Origin of the sequence: Edwardsiella piscicida, assembly GCF_021733145.1 — a bacterium.
GTDB classification, from domain to species: domain Bacteria; phylum Pseudomonadota; class Gammaproteobacteria; order Enterobacterales; family Enterobacteriaceae; genus Edwardsiella; species Edwardsiella piscicida.
Window position 1 is genome coordinate 530385 of sequence record NZ_CP090968.1, and the last position, 16030, is coordinate 546414.

The following is a 16030-nucleotide window of genomic DNA, read 5'->3' on the forward strand; positions in this document are numbered from 1 at the left end:
GGGCGCGTTTTTATTTATAGGTAGAGCGCCGGGCGGATCACCGCGCCGACGCCGCGGGTCTCCAGCGCCTGAGCCAGTCGTTCGACATCGTCCTTTGCGGCGGGCTGCCACGCTGACGCCGGACCATAGACGCCGTGATGATGGAAGGCATTGAGGCGTACGGGCACATCGCCCAGCGACAGGATAAACTCGGCCAGTGCATCGATGTGGGTCAGGTAGTCGCTGTGCTGCGGGATCACCAGCAGGCGCAGCTCCGCCAGGCGTCGCCGCTGCGCCAGCCAGCGAATGCTGTGCAGGATGCGCCGATTGCCGCGCCCGGTCAGCCAGCGGTGGCGCTCGTCGTCCCAGGCTTTGAGATCGACCATGACGCCGTCGCACCACGGTATTAGCCGTGTCCAGCCGGGCTCTGACAGTTCACCGTTGCTGTCGACCAGACAGTCAAGCGCCTGCAATCCCGGATCGCGGCGTATCGCCTGAAACAGCGCCAGCAGGAAAGGCAGCTGCAGCGTCGCCTCTCCACCGCTGACGGTGATTCCCTTGATAAACGCCGCCTGGCGGCGCAGCTGCATCAGCACATCGTCGACGCTGAGGGAGAGCGCCATGGGGCTCGCCTGACGTGGGCAGCCCTGCAGACAGGTATCGCACTGCTGGCAGGCGAGCGCATCCCAGAGCACTTTTCCCGCCTGCAGCGACAGCGCCTGATGCGGGCACGTCGCCACGCACTGGGCACACTCGTCGCAGCGGCCAATGGTGTAGGGGTTATGGCAGCTGCGGCAGCGCAGGTTGCAGCCCTGCAGAAACAGAACCAGGCGACTGCCCGGCCCATCCACGCAGGAGAAGGGCAGCAGCTTACTGACTAAAGCGCGTCTGTTGTTCATGGCTTATCACGCGCGCCTGGCGCTCTAGCATCCCCGTATTGCGCGCCGCCTCTTCCGCCAGCCAGGTGGTGTTCAGCCGCGACCCTTCCTGCTCATAGCGCGCCAGATCGGACAGGCGCACCATATAGCCGGTCACCCGCACCAGATCGTTGCCGCTGACGTTGGCCGTGAATTCACGCATCCCGGCGGAGAACGCGCCGAGGCACAGCTGCATCAGGGCCTGCGGGTTGCTTTTTACCGTGGGATCCAGGGTCAGAATGTCGCTGATCCCGGCGGGATAATAGGCGTGGTGCGGCGCGACGGCCATCAGATGGCCGATCGGATCCGGCTCGCTGCCGTAGGGAAGGCGGGCGCCGGGCGTCGTGCCCCGATCGCTGCTGATCCCGGATTGGGCATGCAGCAGCGCGCGCTGCTGCCAAGCATGGGGGAGCGGGGTCGCGCGGACAAACGCGTCCAGCCAGGCGCTGATCCGATAGCCTAAGGCGTTGGCCGCCTCATCCTGACCGTAGCGGGCGGCGACGCCGCTCTGCTGACACAGAATATCGACCGCCTCCGCCAGGGCAAAGATGCCGAACATCGGCACAAAACGCTGGGCGTCGATCAGCCCCTCATGCACCAGGAAGCTCTGGCTGAAGAAATGGGAGCGGGTGAACAGAAAGTCGCTGCGGGCGCGGAGAATCTCGGTCTGGCGCTGGCAATAGTCAGGCAGGGTGCGGGTAAAGAAGTCCTCCTCTCCCCGGCTGCGCAGGGCCACCTCTTTCAGGTTCATCCGAACCAGGGTGCTGCCGCCGCCGCCCAGCGGCAGCGCGTTGTAGCAGCTGACAATGCCGTAGCCGCCCGCTGTGAAAATATTATCATGCAGCGGCGCGTTGGCGATGTGCGGTTTACTGCAGGCGCAGATGTTTTCAATGGCCTGCTGCAGACGCTCTGCGGGCGTGATCTCAGGGTGGTAGAGGAAGGTCAGGTTGGGGACGACCTGAGCTAGCTCCGCGTCCGCGCGTAAAAATAGACGCGTCAGGATGTTATCGGACGGTCCCAGGTTCGCGTGCATAAAGGCATCGGGAAAAGTGCGATCCAGATAACGCCAAAAGCGTTTTATGCGGATATATAATTCGTTCTCTGTTAAAATTCCAACATATGGAAGCAATAGTTGATCTAAATGCCCCAAAAATACCGGCATAGATGTGACGGATGGGACATGGTGATACAGGATGGTCAACATGGAGAGCGCGTCGTCAAAGTCCTGCGCCGGCTCCAGCTCCAGCCACTCAGAGCCGTTGGCCAAGAAGCGGGCGTAGTCCGGCAGTACGTAGCGGGGCTTATAGGGCGCATGGCCTTCAAACATATCGCAGATGACGCCTTCGTCCAGCGCCTGGCGAGCCGCTTCCGGTAGGGCGGGGTAGGGCAGATCGTTTTCGGCCTCCAGCGCAAGGAAGTGGCGTTTTTGCAGGGCAGAGAGATGGGGATCGCAGGCGATAGCCATACAGCGCGAGTGCAGTGCGTTGGCAGAGGTTTCAGGCATGATCGTTGTCCATGGCGATGAGAGCGATGATCAGGATGAGCGTAGGGCTGTGTCCTGTAACGGTATGAAATCCCGGCGTCGCGCCTGCGGGGTTCACCGGCGGACGGCGGAGCGTGGTCAGTGTAAGGCCGTGGGCTGCGCGCGTTCGCACGTTAGCATCGGTTTTGACGATAGTTATGATTTATATGTGATATTGATCATATATCGCGATCCTATGTTACATTCTGATTTTCATCTAATGTGACAGTGAACACAAATATGACGGAGGTTTTGTGTTCAAATAATCACACCAGAAGGGCTGTGTGCGGTGAGATGGATCTCAATGACATACCGGTGTGGCCGGGTGTCTCTTCAGGGAACCAAGTCCGCTCGCCAACGTGTGGGATCGCTTTACGGCGCAGGCCGTTAAAACCTTCGTCCCGTTTTTTTTGATTGAACCGGCATGGGCCGCGTTCAGCCAGTTGGAGAGTATTATGACCGAGTTACAAACTGCCGCTCAGCGCGCACTGCGCCTGATGGATCTGACAACCCTGAATGACAACGATACCGACGAGAAAGTGATCGCGCTGTGTCATCAGGCCAAAAGCCCGGCGGGCAATACCGCTGCGGTGTGCATTTATCCCCGTTTTATCCCCATCGCCCGTAAAACCCTGCGTGAACAGGGTACGCCGGACGTACGCATTGCAACGGTGACCAACTTCCCGCACGGTAACGATGATATCGAGATCGCGCTGGTGGAAACCCGTGCGGCGATCGCCTACGGGGCGGATGAAGTGGATGTGGTCTTCCCGTACCGTGCCCTGATGGCGGGCAACGAGCAGGTGGGCTTCGATTTGGTGAAAGCCTGTAAAGAGACCTGCGCCGCCGCCAATGTCTTGCTGAAAGTGATTATTGAAACCGGCGAGCTGAAAGACGCTGCGCTGATCCGTAAAGCGTCTGAAATTTCAATTAAGGCCGGGGCGGACTTTATTAAGACCTCCACCGGTAAGGTGCCGGTTAACGCCACGCTGGAGAGCGCTGAAATCATGATGAGCGTGATCCGCGATATGGGCGTGGCGAAGAGCGTGGGCTTCAAGCCGGCCGGCGGCGTGCGTACGGCGGAGGATGCGGCGCAGTATCTGGCGCTGGCCGATCGTCTGCTGGGTGAAGGGTGGGCCGATAGCCGCCACTTCCGCTTCGGCGCTTCCAGCCTGTTGGCTAGCCTGCTGCAGACCTTAGGCTATGATGCCAAGGGCACCGGCAGCAGCTACTGATGCGGGAACAGGCCGCCTGCGGGCGGCCTGACTGACGTCAAGGGCATTTACCTCTCACGGATCGCGCAGACGATCCTAGCCTAATAATCAGTCTAACAGGGGGTTACCTTGTTTCTGGCTCAAGAAATTATCCGCAAAAAGCGCGACGGCCATGCGCTGAGCGAAGAAGAAATTCGCTTTTTCATCAACGGGATCCGGGATAACACGATCTCCGAGGGACAGATCGCCGCGCTGGCGATGACGATCTTTTTCCACGATATGGCCATGCCGGAGCGCGTGGCGCTGACCATGGCGATGCGGGACTCCGGCACCGTGCTGGACTGGAAGTCCCTGAATCTGAACGGGCCGATTGTCGATAAGCATTCGACCGGTGGCGTGGGGGACGTGACCTCACTGATGCTGGGGCCGATGGTCGCCGCCTGCGGTGGCTATGTGCCGATGATCTCCGGTCGCGGCCTCGGGCATACCGGCGGCACGCTGGATAAGCTAGAATCGATCCCAGGGTTCGACATTTTCCCGGACGACAGCCGTTTCCGCAGCATTATCGCCGATGTCGGCGTCGCCATTATCGGGCAGACCAGCTCGCTGGCGCCGGCGGATAAGCGTTTTTATGCGACGCGCGATATCACCGCGACGGTCGACTCTATCCCGCTGATCACTGCCTCTATTCTGGCCAAGAAGCTGGCCGAGGGGCTGGATGCGCTGGTGATGGATGTGAAGGTTGGCTCCGGCGCCTTTATGCCGACGTTCGCGCTGTCTGAGGCGCTGGCGCAGGCGATCGTTGGCGTGGCCAACGGCGCAGGCTGCCGCACCACGGCGCTGCTGACCGACATGAATCAGGTGCTGGCCTCCAGCGCCGGTAACGCGTTGGAAGTGCGCGAGGCGGTGCAGTTCCTGACGGGCGAGGCGCGCAATCCGCGTCTGTTCGAGGTCACCATGGCGCTGTGCGTTGAGATGCTGATCTCCGGCAAACTGGCCGCAGATCAGACGGAGGCCCGCAATAAGCTGCAGGCGGTACTCGACAACGGTAAGGCGGCAGAGATCTTTGGCCGAATGGTGGCGGCGCAGAGCGGTCCGTGTGACTTCGTTGAGCGCTATGACCACTATTTGCCACAGGCAGTGCTGTGCAAACCGGTATTTGCCGAACAAGCTGGTATTATCACAGCAATGGACACCCGTGCGCTGGGGATGTCCGTTGTCGGGCTGGGCGGCGGTCGCCGTCAGGCCAGCGATAGCATTGATTACAGCGTAGGGCTAACCGAGATGGTTCGTCTGGGTGATTCGGTCGATGGGCAGCGCCCGCTGGCCGTGGTTCATGCCCGCGATGAAGCGAGCTGGCAGCAGGCCGCCGAGGCGGTGCGCGCCGCGGTGACGCTGGGAGAGCGTGCGCCTGAGCCGACGCCGGTGGTGTATCGCCGTATCACGCAGTAAGGGTTACGCCAATACCAAACCGAGTCTGATGATTTTGGCCCGTTCGCGCCGTCCCCGTGACGCCGTTCGGGCGCTTGGCGCGCAAGCGCGGGAGAGTAAGATGAAACGTGCATTTATCATGGTACTGGATTCCTTTGGCATCGGTGAGGCCAAGGATGCAAAAAGCTTTGGCGACGAAGGCGCCGATACCCTGGGCCACATTGCCCGTGCCTGTGCACGCGGTGAGGCTGATATCGGGCGCCAGGGGCCGCTGCATCTACCGAACCTGTGCCGTCTGGGGCTGGGTAAAGCTGCGTTGGCGTCAACCGGCCGTTTCCCGGAAGGGTTGGATGAAAACGCTGAGATTATCGGTGCCTATGGTTATGCCAACGAACTCTCCTCTGGTAAAGATACGCCGTCAGGCCACTGGGAAATCGCCGGTGTCCCGGTGCTGTTTGACTGGGGGTATTTCCACGAGCATCAGAACAGTTTCCCGCAGGCGCTGCTGGATACGCTGGTCGAGCGCGCCAATCTGCCGGGTTACCTGGGCAACTGCCACTCGTCCGGTACGGTGATCCTCGATCAGCTGGGCGAGGAGCACATGAAGAGCGGTAAGCCGATTTTTTACACCTCCGCAGACTCGGTGTTCCAGATCGCCTGCCACGAAGAGACATTCGGGCTGGAAAGACTGTATGAATTGTGCGAGATTGCGCGCGATGAACTGAACAAGGGCGGCTATAACATCGGGCGCGTTATCGCCCGGCCGTTCGTCGGCGACAAAGCCGGTCATTTCCAGCGCACCGGCAACCGCCATGATCTCGCGGTAGAGCCGCCGGCACCGACCATGCTGAAGAAGTTGGTGGATGAAAAGCAGGGCGAAGTGGTATCCATCGGTAAAATTGCCGATATCTATGCCAACGTCGGTATCACCAAGAAAGTGAAGGCGACCGGTATCGATGCGCTGTTTGACGCCACGCTGCAGGAGATGCGTCAGGCGGGGAATGACACCATTGTCTTTACTAACTTCGTCGACTTCGACTCCTCGTATGGTCACCGTCGCGATGTGGCTGGCTATGCCGCCGCGCTGGAGCTGTTCGACCGCCGTTTGCCGGAGATGCTGGCGCTGGTGAAAGAGGATGATATCCTGATCCTCACCGCGGACCACGGCTGCGATCCGACCTGGCATGGCAGCGATCATACCCGCGAACACATTCCGGTGCTGGTCTACGGGCCGAAGGTGAAGCCGGGCTCCCTGGGTGAGCGCGATACTTTCGCCGATATCGGCCAGACCGTCGCCCACTATTTCGGGCTGTCGCCGATGGCTTACGGTAAGCCGATGTTCTGATTGTCAGCGCCATCCATGAGGATGGCGCTTTCTTGTCTATTGCGTTAAGAGAGAAGGATTAAAGTTATGGCTACGCCGCATATTAATGCCGAAATGGGTGATTTTGCCGATGTCGTTCTGATGCCGGGCGATCCGCTGCGTGCGAAACACATTGCAGAAACCTTTTTGCAGGATGTCCGCCAGGTCAACAACGTGCGCGGTATGCTGGGGTTCACCGGGACCTATAAGGGCCGTAAGATCTCCGTTATGGGCCATGGCATGGGGATCCCCTCCTGCTCCATCTATGCCAAAGAGCTGATCACCGACTTCGGCGTGAAGAAAATCATCCGTGTAGGCTCCTGCGGCGCCGTCCGTATGGACGTGAAGCTGCGCGACGTCGTGATCGGTATGGGCGCCTGCACCGACTCCAAGGTGAACCGTCTGCGCTTTAAAGACAACGACTTTGCCGCCATCGCTGACTTCGACATGGTGCGTAATGCGGCCGATGCCGCCAAGGCGAAGGGGATCGATGTCCGCGTGGGCAACCTGTTCTCCGCCGATCTGTTCTACTCTCCGGATCCGACCATGTTCGACGTGATGGAGAAATATGGCATTCTGGGCGTAGAGATGGAAGCCGCCGGGATCTACGGCGTAGCCGCGGAGTTTGGCGCGAAAGCGCTGACCATCTGCACCGTTTCTGACCATATCCGTACCCACGAGCAGACCACGGCCGCGGAGCGTCAGACGACGTTCAACGACATGATCGAAATCGCGCTGGAGTCTGTGCTGCTGGGTGACCAGGAGCAGGCATAACGCGCAGCGCGTTCGCCGCGAGCGTAAGGGGACCCTAGGGGTCCCCTTTTTGTTTTTGTGCAGCGATAGGTAATACCATCATCGTTGCTTCTGTCAGAGGCTTGCCTATTTCCCCTAGACTCTTTATGTTTATTAGCGTGATTAAATGTTAATAAAACGTGAGGGTGTAAGCATGCGTAAGAGCGTATTGGCATTGGCGGGTTTGGCGATGATGGCGGGCAGTGCCCTGGCACAGGCGGCCAGCGTAAGCGAAGATATGGATGTCATCAATCAAAGCTATCGACAGGCGCAGCAGGCAACGACGGCGCAGGACTTTAAGCAGGCGCTGACGGCGATGCGTGCGGCGGCGACGGCGGCGAAGTCAGAGGCACCCAGCAAGCTGCAGGGACAGGCGTCTGACAGTGCGGACATGAAGGATTATCGTCACGGTCTGGATCTGCTGATCGGTCAGATAGACAAGGCGGAGAAGCTGGCGGACGCTGGCCAGCTGGATCAGGCGAAGACCGAGGCGCAGCAGATGCTGCAGACGCGCAACGTCTACCATAAAAAGTACCGTTAAGCCTCGATGCATTGGGATGCCGTCGTGCGCCTGACGCACTGGAGCGTGGCGCTGGGCTTTCTGTGTAACCGCCTGTATCTGACGGTGCCCGGTAGTACGCCGCACCAGCTCATTGGCCTGACGGTTGCCGGGCTGGTGCTGCTGCGCCTGCTGTGGGGCGTGACGGGGGCGCGTGGGGCGGCGCGTCTGTCGGCGTTCATTCCAACGCCGAGTGCGCTGATCCACCATCTGCATGAGCTGCGCACCCGTACGGTGCCGCAGGCGCCGCACCACAACCCATTGGGCGCAATCGGTATCTGGGCAACCTGGCTGCTGCTGTTACTGATTGCGCTGACGGGCTGGGGGCAGGGGAACGACCTGGCTTTTCGCTGGCCGCTGGACGTATGGCATGTTTGGTTGGTCGATGCGTTGACGCTGGTGGTTTGCGTGCACATCGCGGCGGTATTTGCGATGTCGTTTTGGCTGCGGCGGAATCTGATCGGCGCGATGCTGCCGGGGCGCCGCGGCGGGGAGTAGGTCGTCGTAAACGCCCACCGCGGCGGGCGTGAGCCTTAGCGCAGCAGCTCGCCGGCCGCCTCCGGCTGGTACAGCAGCGCCAGCACTTCAATATGGGTCTGATTGCCGTTGGGCAGCGTCCAGCGAATCGCGTCGCCGACGCGCAGCCCCAGCAGCGCGGCGCCGATCGGCGCCATCACGGACAGACCGTCTTCAGCGCTATCCTGCAGATGGGGATACACCAGGGTGCGGACATGCTCTTCATTGGTATTCAGATCGCGGAAGCGTACGCGGCTGTTCATGGTCACGACGTCGGCGGGCATCGCCGCCGGTGCCAGCAGCTGGGCGCGATCGAGCTCTTCATTCAGCGCCTGGGCGACGGGCTGAGCGGCAAAGGCCGGCCGCTCCAGCAGCCTGTCGAGGCGTTCAGCGTCCAATTCATTGATGATAATGGCTGGTCGGGACATTGTTCTCTCCATGGTATGACGCATGGCTGCGTCCTGTCTCGTCACAAAAGAAAACCCTCACCGTTCCGACATGGGCGGCGAGGGCTATTCATGATGCGATCATAGTAAGCCGATAGGGCTTTTAAAAGAGAGCTGGCTCACAAATTGGGGAGTCCCCGGCCGGCCGGGGCTACTCTTCGTCGAAGCCGGCGTTGAACAGCGAGACGACGGCGTCCAGCGCCTGGCGCTCGTCTGGGCCGGTGGCCTGAATCTCTATCTGCCCCCCCTGCGCGGAGTCGAGCATCAGTAGGGCTATCACGCTGTTGGCTTCGGCCTCGATGCCGTTTTCATTGCGCAGAATGACGTCGGCATCGAAGGTTTGCACCAGCTCGAACAGCTTCATGGCCGGGCGGGCATGCATACCCAGGCGGTTTTTGATCTCTACGGTTTGCGTCACGCTCATGGTCGGCCTACCTGCGTTTTTCCAGGGTGCGGTGACGGGACTGCACGTTCTTGCCGCGCGAGCGGAAGTAGTCCGCCAGCTGCTCGGCGACGTAGACCGAGCGGTGCTTACCGCCGGTGCAGCCGATGGCTACCGTCAGGTAGCTACGGTTATTGTTCTCCAGCGCTGGCAGCCACTGTTCAAGGTAGCTGCGGGTCTGGTAGATAAAGTTGTGTACCTCGGTGTGGCGATCGAGGAACGCCGCCACCGGTTTATCTAGCCCGGTCATCGGCCGCAGCTTGGGATCCCAGTGGGGGTTAGGCAGGAAACGGACATCGAAAACATAGTCGGCGTCGATGGGAATACCGTGTTTAAAGCCGAAGGATTCGAATACCATGGTCAGCTCGCGCTCGCGCTTGCCCAGCAGACGGGCGCGCAGCATCTCCGCCAGCTCATGCACCGACATTTCCGACGTGTCGATGATGAGATCGGCGCGGGAACGCAGCGGCTCCAGCAGCTCGTTCTCCTGATCGATGGCGTTTTCCAACGACAGGTTTTTGCTGGACAGAGGGTGTAGGCGCCGGGTATCGCTGTAGCGGCGGATCAGCGTATTGCGATCGGCATCAAGGAACAGCAGCTGCGGCGTAAAGCTCTCCGGCAGATGGTCCATCGCCGTTTCCAGCACCTCCGGCGATTCGGGCATGTTACGTACGTCAATGCTGACCGCCGCGGAGGTATCCCGGGTGGCCAGCGTGCGCGCCAGCTCCGGCAGTAGCTCGACCGGTAGGTTATCGACGCAGTAGAATCCCATATCTTCCAAGGCGCGTAAGGCCACGGATTTCCCTGAACCGGAACGGCCGCTGACAATCATCAGCACCATATCACCACTCCCCTGTTGTTATTGTTACGCGGGTCGGTATTGCCTGCCCACTCATCATACTATCAAGCCCGGATCGTCAGCGATAGCCTCGGATCGCGCGGGCGAGGATCATTCGGTGATGATCTGGTACAGATCTTCATCGCTTTGCGCCGCGCGCAGGCGGCGGCAAACGCCCTTATCCGAGAGCTTTTGTGCCATCAGCGATAGGGTTTGCAGGTGTGTTTTGCACTGATCTGCCGGCACCAGCAGGGCAAACAGCAGGTCGACCGGCTGATTGTCAATGGCGTCGAAGTTGATAGGCTGATCGAGGTGAATAAAGACGGCGATGGCGCGCAGGGTATCCTCTTCCAGCTTGCCGTGGGGGATAGCGATCCCGTTGCCGATCCCGGTACTGCCCATGCGCTCCCGGGTCAGGATGGCGTCGAAGACGACCTGAGTCGGCAGGTTGAGCTGGGCGGCAGCCAGTTCGCTGATGATTTCCAATACGCGCTTCTTGCTGGCGCAGTGGACGGCGTTGCGCGTGCATTCAGGAGTCAGCACGACGCTTAAGGGCATAGTTAAGTCATTACTCATGGTGTTTTTTCAAAAAGGCTGCTGTGTGCCGGCGACGCGGAGCCCCTAAGGCTTAAACGGCCCACCCTTGCAGGGTAGGCCGCCGGTCGGTAGGCTGGCGTGCCAGCCATAAGGCAGTGTTAATGTTGTTTCAGTTTGTCTTTATGCTTGTTTAACTGGCGGGCCAGTTTGTCTATCAGGATATCGATAGCGGCGTACATGTCTTCCTGCTGGGCCGAGGCGTGCAGCTCTCCCCCGTTGATAAACACCGTTGCTTCGGCGATATGATCGACCTTTTCAATACTGAGAGTGACGTTGACCTGATTGATCCGGTCAAAATACTGCTCAAGTTTGGCAAATTTCTCGCTGACAAACTGACGGATAGCGTCAGTAATTTCAAGATGGTGTCCAGTAATGTTGAGCTGCATCATGTCTTCCTTCTCGGTGTGTCACACCAGCTGCTTACGCTGGTTAGACGGTGGAATGGACAAAGACTCTCGGTATTTTGCAACGGTACGCCGGGCGACCATGATACCCTGATCCGCCAGCAGGGTGGTAAGTTTGCTGTCGCTCAGAGGCTTCGCCGGATTTTCCGCCGCTATCAGTTTCTTCACCAGTGCCCGGATCGCCGTGGAGGAGGCTTCGCCACCATCCTCGGTATTGACGTGGCTGGAGAAGAAATACTTCAGTTCAAAGATCCCCCGCGGGCTGTGCAGGAACTTCTGCGTCGTCACGCGGGAAATCGTCGACTCATGCATCTCTACCTGCTGCGCGATGTCGGCCAGCACCATGGGCTTCATCGACTCTGCGCCGTGCTCGAAAAATGCCTGCTGCTGTTCGACGATACAGCGGGATACCTTCAGCAGGGTATCGTTACGGCTTTCCAGGCTCTTAATCAGCCACTTGGCCTCCTGCAGATTGCTGCGGATAAACTGGCTATCGCTGTCGCTGCGTGCCTGGGCGCCCAGCGCCGCGTAGCGCTGGTTAATGTGCAGGCGCGGGACGCTGTCCTGATTGAGCTCGACTACCCAGCGTCCCTGGTGCTTATGGACCAGCACGTCGGGGATAACGTAGTCGGACTCGCCGGTATTAATCGAGAGCCCTGGCCGCGGGTCGAGGCTCTGAATGAGCTGCATCGCCTCCTTGAGCACCTCTTCCTTTAGCTTAGTCGAACGCATCAGATTTCGGAAATCGTGATTGCCCAGCAGATCGAGATGGCGATCGACAATGCTGCGCGCCTCGTTTAAATAGGGGGTATCTGGCGCAAACTGGGAGAGCTGCACCAGCAGGCAGTCTCGCAGGTCGCGGGCGGCAACCCCGACGGGATCGAAACGCTGAATGCGCTTTAGGACGGCTTCGACCTCCTCCGGCAGCGCGTGCTCATCGCCGAGGCTCTCCAGGATCTCCTCCAGCGAGGCCGTGAGGTAGCCGGTGTCATCGACGGCATCCACGATGGCGGTCGCAATGGCCAGATCCGTTTCGCTGAAGGGGGTAAGCTCGACCTGCCACATCAGGTAATCCTGCAGGGTCTGGGTCGTTTCCCCCTGAAACACCGGCAGTTCGTCGTCGTGGTAGTCGGTTCCTGTTCCTGAGGGGGTGCCGGCGGTGTAAATTTCATCCCAGCTGGCGTCCAGCGGCAGCTCATCCGGCATTTCGCGCTGTTCTAGCGCATCGCGGGTATCAAGCGGGTCGTCGTCATCGCGTGCGTCGGCATCATCCTGCACGCGCTCGTCGTCGGCGCTATCGCCGTCGGCTTCGTCATTCGGCTCCAGTTGCTCCAGCAGCGGGTTACTTTCCAGCGCCTGCTGGATCTCTTGCTGTAGCTCCAGCGTAGAGAGCTGCAGCAGGCGGATAGCCTGTTGCAGCTGTGGCGTCATGGCCAGCTGCTGGCTGAGTCTGAGTTGCAAGCCTTGCTTCATAATCGCGCGTTCTGTTCCTTGATTGCTGACAGTGGTGGCCGGTGGTGCGCAGCGGCGCTCGCCGGCGAAAAAACAAAGAGTCGGCATGGCAAGGCGCCCCTAGCGGATATGACGCCTCGCCAATTTACAGCCGGAACTCTTCACCCAGATAGACGCGTTTGACCTGTTCGTCGGCCAGGATCTCGTCGGGAGAGCCGTAGGCTATCAGATTACCCTGGCTGACGATGTAGGCCCGCTCGCACACGTCCAGCGTTTCACGCACGTTGTGGTCGGTGATCAGCACCCCGAGGCCGCGATCGCGGAGGTGTTCGATAATTTTTTTGATATCGATAACGGAGATGGGATCCACCCCGGCAAAGGGTTCGTCCAGCAGAATAAACTTGGGGTTGGCGGCCAGCGCGCGGGCTATCTCCACCCGGCGCCGTTCGCCGCCGGAGAGGGATTGCCCCAGGTTATCGCGCAGATGGGCGATATGAAACTCTTCCAGCAGCTCATCGGCCCGATCGGCGCGCTGCTCTGCGTTGAGATCGTCGCGGATCTCCAGCACGGCCATCAGGTTATCGTAAACGCTCAGGCGGCGGAAAATGGAGGCCTCCTGCGGCAGATAGCCGATGCCGCGACGGGCGCGGGCGTGCAGCGGCAGCAGGCTGATGTCATCGTCATCGATGATGATGCGCCCGGCATCGCGCGGCACGATACCGACCACCATGTAGAAGGTGGTGGTCTTTCCGGCGCCGTTCGGGCCGAGCAGGCCGACGATCTCGCCGGAGTTTACCGTCAGACTGACGTTCTCTACGACCCTGCGCCCTTTATAGGACTTGGCCAGGTTTTCCGCAATTAATCTTGCCATAACGAATCAGTTACTCTTCTTCTGAGGCGCCGGTTTGGCGTTGCCTTTATCTTGCAGCTGGGACGGCAGCAGCACGGTCGTTACGCGCTTGCCTTTATCGCTGAAGGCCTCCATCTGCTGCTGCTTCACCAGATAGGTAATCCGATCGCCCTCGATGTTGCTGTCGAGCTGCTTCAGAAAGGCCTTTCCGGTCAGAATGACATAGTCTTTGGCCAGTTCATAGCGCAGCTGTTGGCTGTGACCCTCGACCGGCTTGCCGTTATCCTGCATCTGATAGAAGGTGACCGGGTTACCGTAGGCCTCAACGATTTCGCTACCCTGCTGTCCGTTAGGGCGGGTGACGACCACCTTATCGGCGGTGATCTTGATGGTGCCTTGGGTCACGATCACGTCGCCGGTGAAGGTGGCGACGTTGCCCTGCATATCCAGCGACTGCTGCATCGAGTTGATGTGGATCGGCTGATCGGTATCACCGGTAACGGCCAGCGCAGAGGCACTGGCGCTCAGCAGGGCGCCGGCAAGGATCAGATCACGCAGTTTAAGGGTGCTTGCTTTGAATTTCATAATAGGTGTTTACCTTGTCAATCAACCGTGCGGTTTTATCCCGCATATTTCCGCGCATCTTCAACCCATGAGAGGTGAAATTGCTGCCGTACAGCGTGACCTCATCATCCGAGCTTATGTCCTGAGTAACCAGATTCACCTGCGCATTATCGGTGGTAATCCTTTCCAGTTGCGAGGTCGGCGTCAAACTATTGACCTCTACATTTCCATAGAGATACAACATGTTATCGTTCGTTAGCTTGGCCTTGTCAGCGCGAACGGACCAGGTCGCTGCGGCCTGGGGATCGAAGGTCGTCAGCACCGGCCGGGTAAACCAGGTCACGCCCTGTTCGCTGTAGTGCTGTACATCCTGCGCCACCAGCTTATAGCTCAGCTTGCCGCTGGGATCGTAGACGACGGTCAGGGTGTGCTGGCTCTGGTAGTTCGGCGTATTGGGATCCAGCGTCGTCGGCGCGCCGTCGGGCGAGTTATCCGCCAGATTCCAGCCAATCAGCGCCAGCGCGATCAGGGTCAGCAGGATGATCACCCAGCGTTTGCTCGTACTCATATCGACAGCCCTTTGGCTTGATCCAGGTTGCCCTGGGCCTGCAGGATAATGTCGCACAGCTCGCGCACCGCACCGCGGCCGCCGGCGATGCGGGTGGTGTAGTGCGCGTTGGGCAACAGCAGCGGGTGAGCGTCGGCGACGGCGACGGACAGTCCGACGCGTGCCATCACCGGCCAGTCGATCAGGTCATCGCCGATATAGGCCGCCTGATGGGGGGCCAGCTGCAGATCGGCCAAGATGCGCTCAAAGGCGATAAGCTTGTCGGACTGCCCCTGATACAGGTGCCGGATACCCAGCGTGGCGGCCCGATCGGCCACCAGCTGCGAACTGCGACCGGTGATGATCGCCACGTCAATCCCCTGGGTGACCAGGCAGCGAATGCCATAGCCATCGCGGACGTTAAACGCCTTCAGCTCTTCACCCTGGTTGCCCATGTAGATCAGCCCGTCGGATAAGACGCCGTCCACGTCGCAGATCAGCAGGCGGATCTGCGCGGCGCGCGCCATGACATCGGCGGAAACCGGTCCATAGCAGGTGGCAATCGGGGAGGTATTCTGTTGCATGCAAGCTCCGTTTCTTCAGACTACGCCGGCGCGCAGCATATCATGCATATGCACCACGCCGATCAGCCGATCGTTTTCGGCGACCAGCAGCGAGGTGATGTGGCGATCCTGCATGAGGTTCAGGGCATCGACCGCCAGCGCCGTGGGACGAATGCGGATCCCCCCGCGGGTCATGACGTCGGCGATTTTGGCATTATTTAAATCAATGCCCATATCGAATATACGGCGCAGATCACCGTCGGTAAAGATCCCGTCAATATGTGCATCGGGGCCGCAGATGACCGTCAGCCCCAGGTTTTTGCGGGTGATCTCCAGCAGGGCGTCGCGCAGCGAGGCCGTTGGCGAGACCGTCGGCACCTCGTCTCCGCTGTGCATAATATCGCTGACGCGCAGCAGCAGCTTGCGGCCCAGCGCGCCGCCGGGGTGAGACAGGGCAAAATCTTCCGCGGTGAAGCCGCGCGCCTGCAGCAGCGCCACGGCCAGGGCATCGCCCATCACCAGGGTGGCGGTGGTGCTGGTGGTCGGGGCCAGGCCCAGCGGGCAGGCTTCCTGCGGAACCCGGATGCACAGGTGGATATCGGCCGCGCGGCCCATGGCGCTGTCCGGATTGTTGGTCATGCAGATCAGCGTGACGCTCTGGCGCTTAAGGACCGGAATGAGCGCCTGGATCTCTTGGGATTCACCGGAGTTGGAGATAGCCAGCACGACGTCGCGCGGCTCTACCATGCCCAGGTCGCCATGGCTGGCTTCGCCCGGATGGACAAAAAAGGCGGAGGTGCCGGTACTGGCGAGGGTGGCGGCAATCTTACGCCCGATATGGCCCGATTTGCCCATCCCCATGACCACTACCTTACCGCTGCAGCGCAGCATGGCCTCACAGGCGCGGCTGAAGTCCTGGTTGATGAAATGGTCCAGCTGCGCCAGTCCTTCTCGCTCGATACGTAGGACATCTTTCCCTGCCTGCTGAAAATCAAAATCCGGCTGAAATTCCATATGTGACATTTTGTTTTCTC

Annotated in this window: 19 protein-coding genes; 6 read left to right on the plus strand and 13 right to left on the minus strand. The window is 60.0% G+C overall.

What is annotated here, in order from left to right:
* Positions 1-14: 14 nt before the first annotated feature.
* Together L1P05_RS02405 and L1P05_RS02410 are read right to left on the minus strand one after the other, a co-directional pair.
* Positions 15-878, minus strand: coding sequence for a YjjW family glycine radical enzyme activase (locus L1P05_RS02405; RefSeq protein WP_012847355.1), 864 nt, complete (start codon positions 876-878; stop codon positions 15-17).
* A complete protein-coding gene (locus L1P05_RS02410; RefSeq protein ID WP_012847356.1) occupies positions 850-2400 on the minus strand; it encodes a YjjI family glycine radical enzyme in 1551 nt (516 codons plus the stop codon). Before L1P05_RS02410 ends, L1P05_RS02405 begins: the two co-directional genes overlap by 29 nt.
* Before the next feature lie 473 nt (positions 2401-2873).
* On the opposite strand from L1P05_RS02410, the gene deoC reads away from it, so the two are divergent.
* The 6 genes from deoC (at position 2874) to L1P05_RS02440 (ending at position 8275) form a co-directional block, all read left to right on the plus strand.
* Positions 2874-3653, plus strand: a complete 780-nt coding sequence (gene deoC, locus L1P05_RS02415) for a deoxyribose-phosphate aldolase (protein ID WP_034168340.1) — start codon at positions 2874-2876, stop codon at positions 3651-3653.
* Positions 3654-3761: 108 nt separating this feature from the next.
* On the plus strand, positions 3762-5084 hold the full coding sequence (gene deoA / locus L1P05_RS02420) for a thymidine phosphorylase (RefSeq protein ID WP_012847359.1): 1323 nt from the start codon (positions 3762-3764) through the stop codon (positions 5082-5084).
* Between the two features lie 100 nt (positions 5085-5184).
* Positions 5185-6408 carry a phosphopentomutase gene (gene deoB, locus L1P05_RS02425; protein ID WP_012847360.1) on the plus strand — a complete coding sequence of 408 codons (1224 nt, stop codon included), beginning with the start codon at positions 5185-5187 and terminating at the stop codon, positions 6406-6408.
* Between the two features lie 66 nt (positions 6409-6474).
* Positions 6475-7200, plus strand: coding sequence for a purine-nucleoside phosphorylase (deoD, locus tag L1P05_RS02430; protein WP_012847361.1), 726 nt, complete (start codon positions 6475-6477; stop codon positions 7198-7200).
* Between the two features lie 172 nt (positions 7201-7372).
* Positions 7373-7759, plus strand: a complete 387-nt coding sequence (cybC, locus tag L1P05_RS02435; RefSeq protein ID WP_012847362.1) for a cytochrome b562 — start codon at positions 7373-7375, stop codon at positions 7757-7759.
* 6 nt (positions 7760-7765) lie between these two features.
* A complete protein-coding gene (locus tag L1P05_RS02440; protein WP_034168338.1) occupies positions 7766-8275 on the plus strand; it encodes a cytochrome b/b6 domain-containing protein in 510 nt (169 codons plus the stop codon).
* A gap of 35 nt (positions 8276-8310) precedes the next feature.
* On the opposite strand, the gene rnk is transcribed toward L1P05_RS02440, so the two are convergent.
* The 11 genes from rnk to kdsD all read right to left on the minus strand — a co-directional run bounded on the left by rnk (position 8311) and on the right by kdsD (position 16019).
* Positions 8311-8721: a nucleoside diphosphate kinase regulator gene (gene rnk, locus L1P05_RS02445; RefSeq protein WP_012847364.1), complete on the minus strand. Its 411-nt coding sequence runs from the start codon at positions 8719-8721 to the stop codon at positions 8311-8313.
* Positions 8722-8890: 169 nt separating this feature from the next.
* Positions 8891-9163, minus strand: coding sequence for a PTS phosphocarrier protein NPr (gene npr, locus L1P05_RS02450; RefSeq protein ID WP_012847365.1), 273 nt, complete (start codon positions 9161-9163; stop codon positions 8891-8893).
* 7 nt (positions 9164-9170) lie between these two features.
* Positions 9171-10022 (minus strand): RNase adapter RapZ, encoded by an 852-nt coding sequence (rapZ, locus tag L1P05_RS02455; RefSeq protein WP_012847366.1) that lies wholly within the window; start codon positions 10020-10022, stop codon positions 9171-9173.
* 108 nt (positions 10023-10130) lie between these two features.
* Positions 10131-10595, minus strand: a complete 465-nt coding sequence (gene ptsN, locus L1P05_RS02460) for a PTS IIA-like nitrogen regulatory protein PtsN (RefSeq protein WP_071818497.1) — start codon at positions 10593-10595, stop codon at positions 10131-10133.
* 119 nt (positions 10596-10714) lie between these two features.
* Positions 10715-11002, minus strand: a complete 288-nt coding sequence (gene hpf / locus L1P05_RS02465; RefSeq protein ID WP_012847368.1) for a ribosome hibernation promoting factor — start codon at positions 11000-11002, stop codon at positions 10715-10717.
* 21 nt (positions 11003-11023) lie between these two features.
* Entirely contained in the window at positions 11024-12493 is a 1470-nt protein-coding gene (gene rpoN / locus L1P05_RS02470; protein ID WP_034168337.1) for an RNA polymerase factor sigma-54, read from the minus strand.
* Between the two features lie 124 nt (positions 12494-12617).
* Entirely contained in the window at positions 12618-13343 is a 726-nt protein-coding gene (lptB, locus tag L1P05_RS02475; RefSeq protein WP_012847370.1) for an LPS export ABC transporter ATP-binding protein, read from the minus strand.
* A 6-nt stretch (positions 13344-13349) separates the two neighbouring features.
* A complete protein-coding gene (gene lptA, locus L1P05_RS02480) occupies positions 13350-13907 on the minus strand; it encodes a lipopolysaccharide ABC transporter substrate-binding protein LptA (protein WP_012847371.1) in 558 nt (185 codons plus the stop codon).
* Entirely contained in the window at positions 13882-14454 is a 573-nt protein-coding gene (gene lptC, locus L1P05_RS02485; protein ID WP_015460892.1) for an LPS export ABC transporter periplasmic protein LptC, read from the minus strand. The genes lptA and lptC overlap by 26 nt, the downstream gene beginning before the upstream one ends.
* Positions 14451-15017 carry a 3-deoxy-manno-octulosonate-8-phosphatase KdsC gene (kdsC, locus tag L1P05_RS02490; protein WP_012847373.1) on the minus strand — a complete coding sequence of 189 codons (567 nt, stop codon included), beginning with the start codon at positions 15015-15017 and terminating at the stop codon, positions 14451-14453. The genes lptC and kdsC overlap by 4 nt, the downstream gene beginning before the upstream one ends.
* Positions 15018-15032: 15 nt before the next feature.
* The gene (gene kdsD / locus L1P05_RS02495; protein ID WP_012847374.1) at positions 15033-16019 is read right to left on the minus strand and encodes an arabinose-5-phosphate isomerase KdsD; all 987 of its coding nucleotides are present in this window, start codon (positions 16017-16019) and stop codon (positions 15033-15035) included.
* Between the last annotated feature and the right edge of the window lie 11 nt (positions 16020-16030).

What these genes read in the sequence shown, in the direction of transcription:
- L1P05_RS02405 (WP_012847355.1), bottom strand. Translation starts at nt 878, where the DNA reads ATGAACAACAGACGCGCTTTAGTCAGTAAGCTGCTGCCCTTCTCCTGC.
- L1P05_RS02410 (WP_012847356.1), bottom strand. Translation starts at nt 2,400, where the DNA reads ATGCCTGAAACCTCTGCCAACGCACTGCACTCGCGCTGTATGGCTATC.
- deoC (WP_034168340.1), top strand. Translation starts at nt 2,874, where the DNA reads ATGACCGAGTTACAAACTGCCGCTCAGCGCGCACTGCGCCTGATGGAT.
- deoB (WP_012847360.1), top strand. Translation starts at nt 5,185, where the DNA reads ATGAAACGTGCATTTATCATGGTACTGGATTCCTTTGGCATCGGTGAG.
- deoD (WP_012847361.1), top strand. Translation starts at nt 6,475, where the DNA reads ATGGCTACGCCGCATATTAATGCCGAAATGGGTGATTTTGCCGATGTC.
- cybC (WP_012847362.1), top strand. Translation starts at nt 7,373, where the DNA reads ATGCGTAAGAGCGTATTGGCATTGGCGGGTTTGGCGATGATGGCGGGC.
- L1P05_RS02440 (WP_034168338.1), top strand. Translation starts at nt 7,766, where the DNA reads ATGCATTGGGATGCCGTCGTGCGCCTGACGCACTGGAGCGTGGCGCTG.
- rnk (WP_012847364.1), bottom strand. Translation starts at nt 8,721, where the DNA reads ATGTCCCGACCAGCCATTATCATCAATGAATTGGACGCTGAACGCCTC.
- npr (WP_012847365.1), bottom strand. Translation starts at nt 9,163, where the DNA reads ATGAGCGTGACGCAAACCGTAGAGATCAAAAACCGCCTGGGTATGCAT.
- rapZ (WP_012847366.1), bottom strand. Translation starts at nt 10,022, where the DNA reads ATGGTGCTGATGATTGTCAGCGGCCGTTCCGGTTCAGGGAAATCCGTG.
- ptsN (WP_071818497.1), bottom strand. Translation starts at nt 10,595, where the DNA reads ATGAGTAATGACTTAACTATGCCCTTAAGCGTCGTGCTGACTCCTGAA.
- hpf (WP_012847368.1), bottom strand. Translation starts at nt 11,002, where the DNA reads ATGCAGCTCAACATTACTGGACACCATCTTGAAATTACTGACGCTATC.
- rpoN (WP_034168337.1), bottom strand. Translation starts at nt 12,493, where the DNA reads ATGAAGCAAGGCTTGCAACTCAGACTCAGCCAGCAGCTGGCCATGACG.
- lptB (WP_012847370.1), bottom strand. Translation starts at nt 13,343, where the DNA reads ATGGCAAGATTAATTGCGGAAAACCTGGCCAAGTCCTATAAAGGGCGC.
- lptA (WP_012847371.1), bottom strand. Translation starts at nt 13,907, where the DNA reads ATGAAATTCAAAGCAAGCACCCTTAAACTGCGTGATCTGATCCTTGCC.
- lptC (WP_015460892.1), bottom strand. Translation starts at nt 14,454, where the DNA reads ATGAGTACGAGCAAACGCTGGGTGATCATCCTGCTGACCCTGATCGCG.
- kdsC (WP_012847373.1), bottom strand. Translation starts at nt 15,017, where the DNA reads ATGCAACAGAATACCTCCCCGATTGCCACCTGCTATGGACCGGTTTCC.
- kdsD (WP_012847374.1), bottom strand. Translation starts at nt 16,019, where the DNA reads ATGTCACATATGGAATTTCAGCCGGATTTTGATTTTCAGCAGGCAGGG.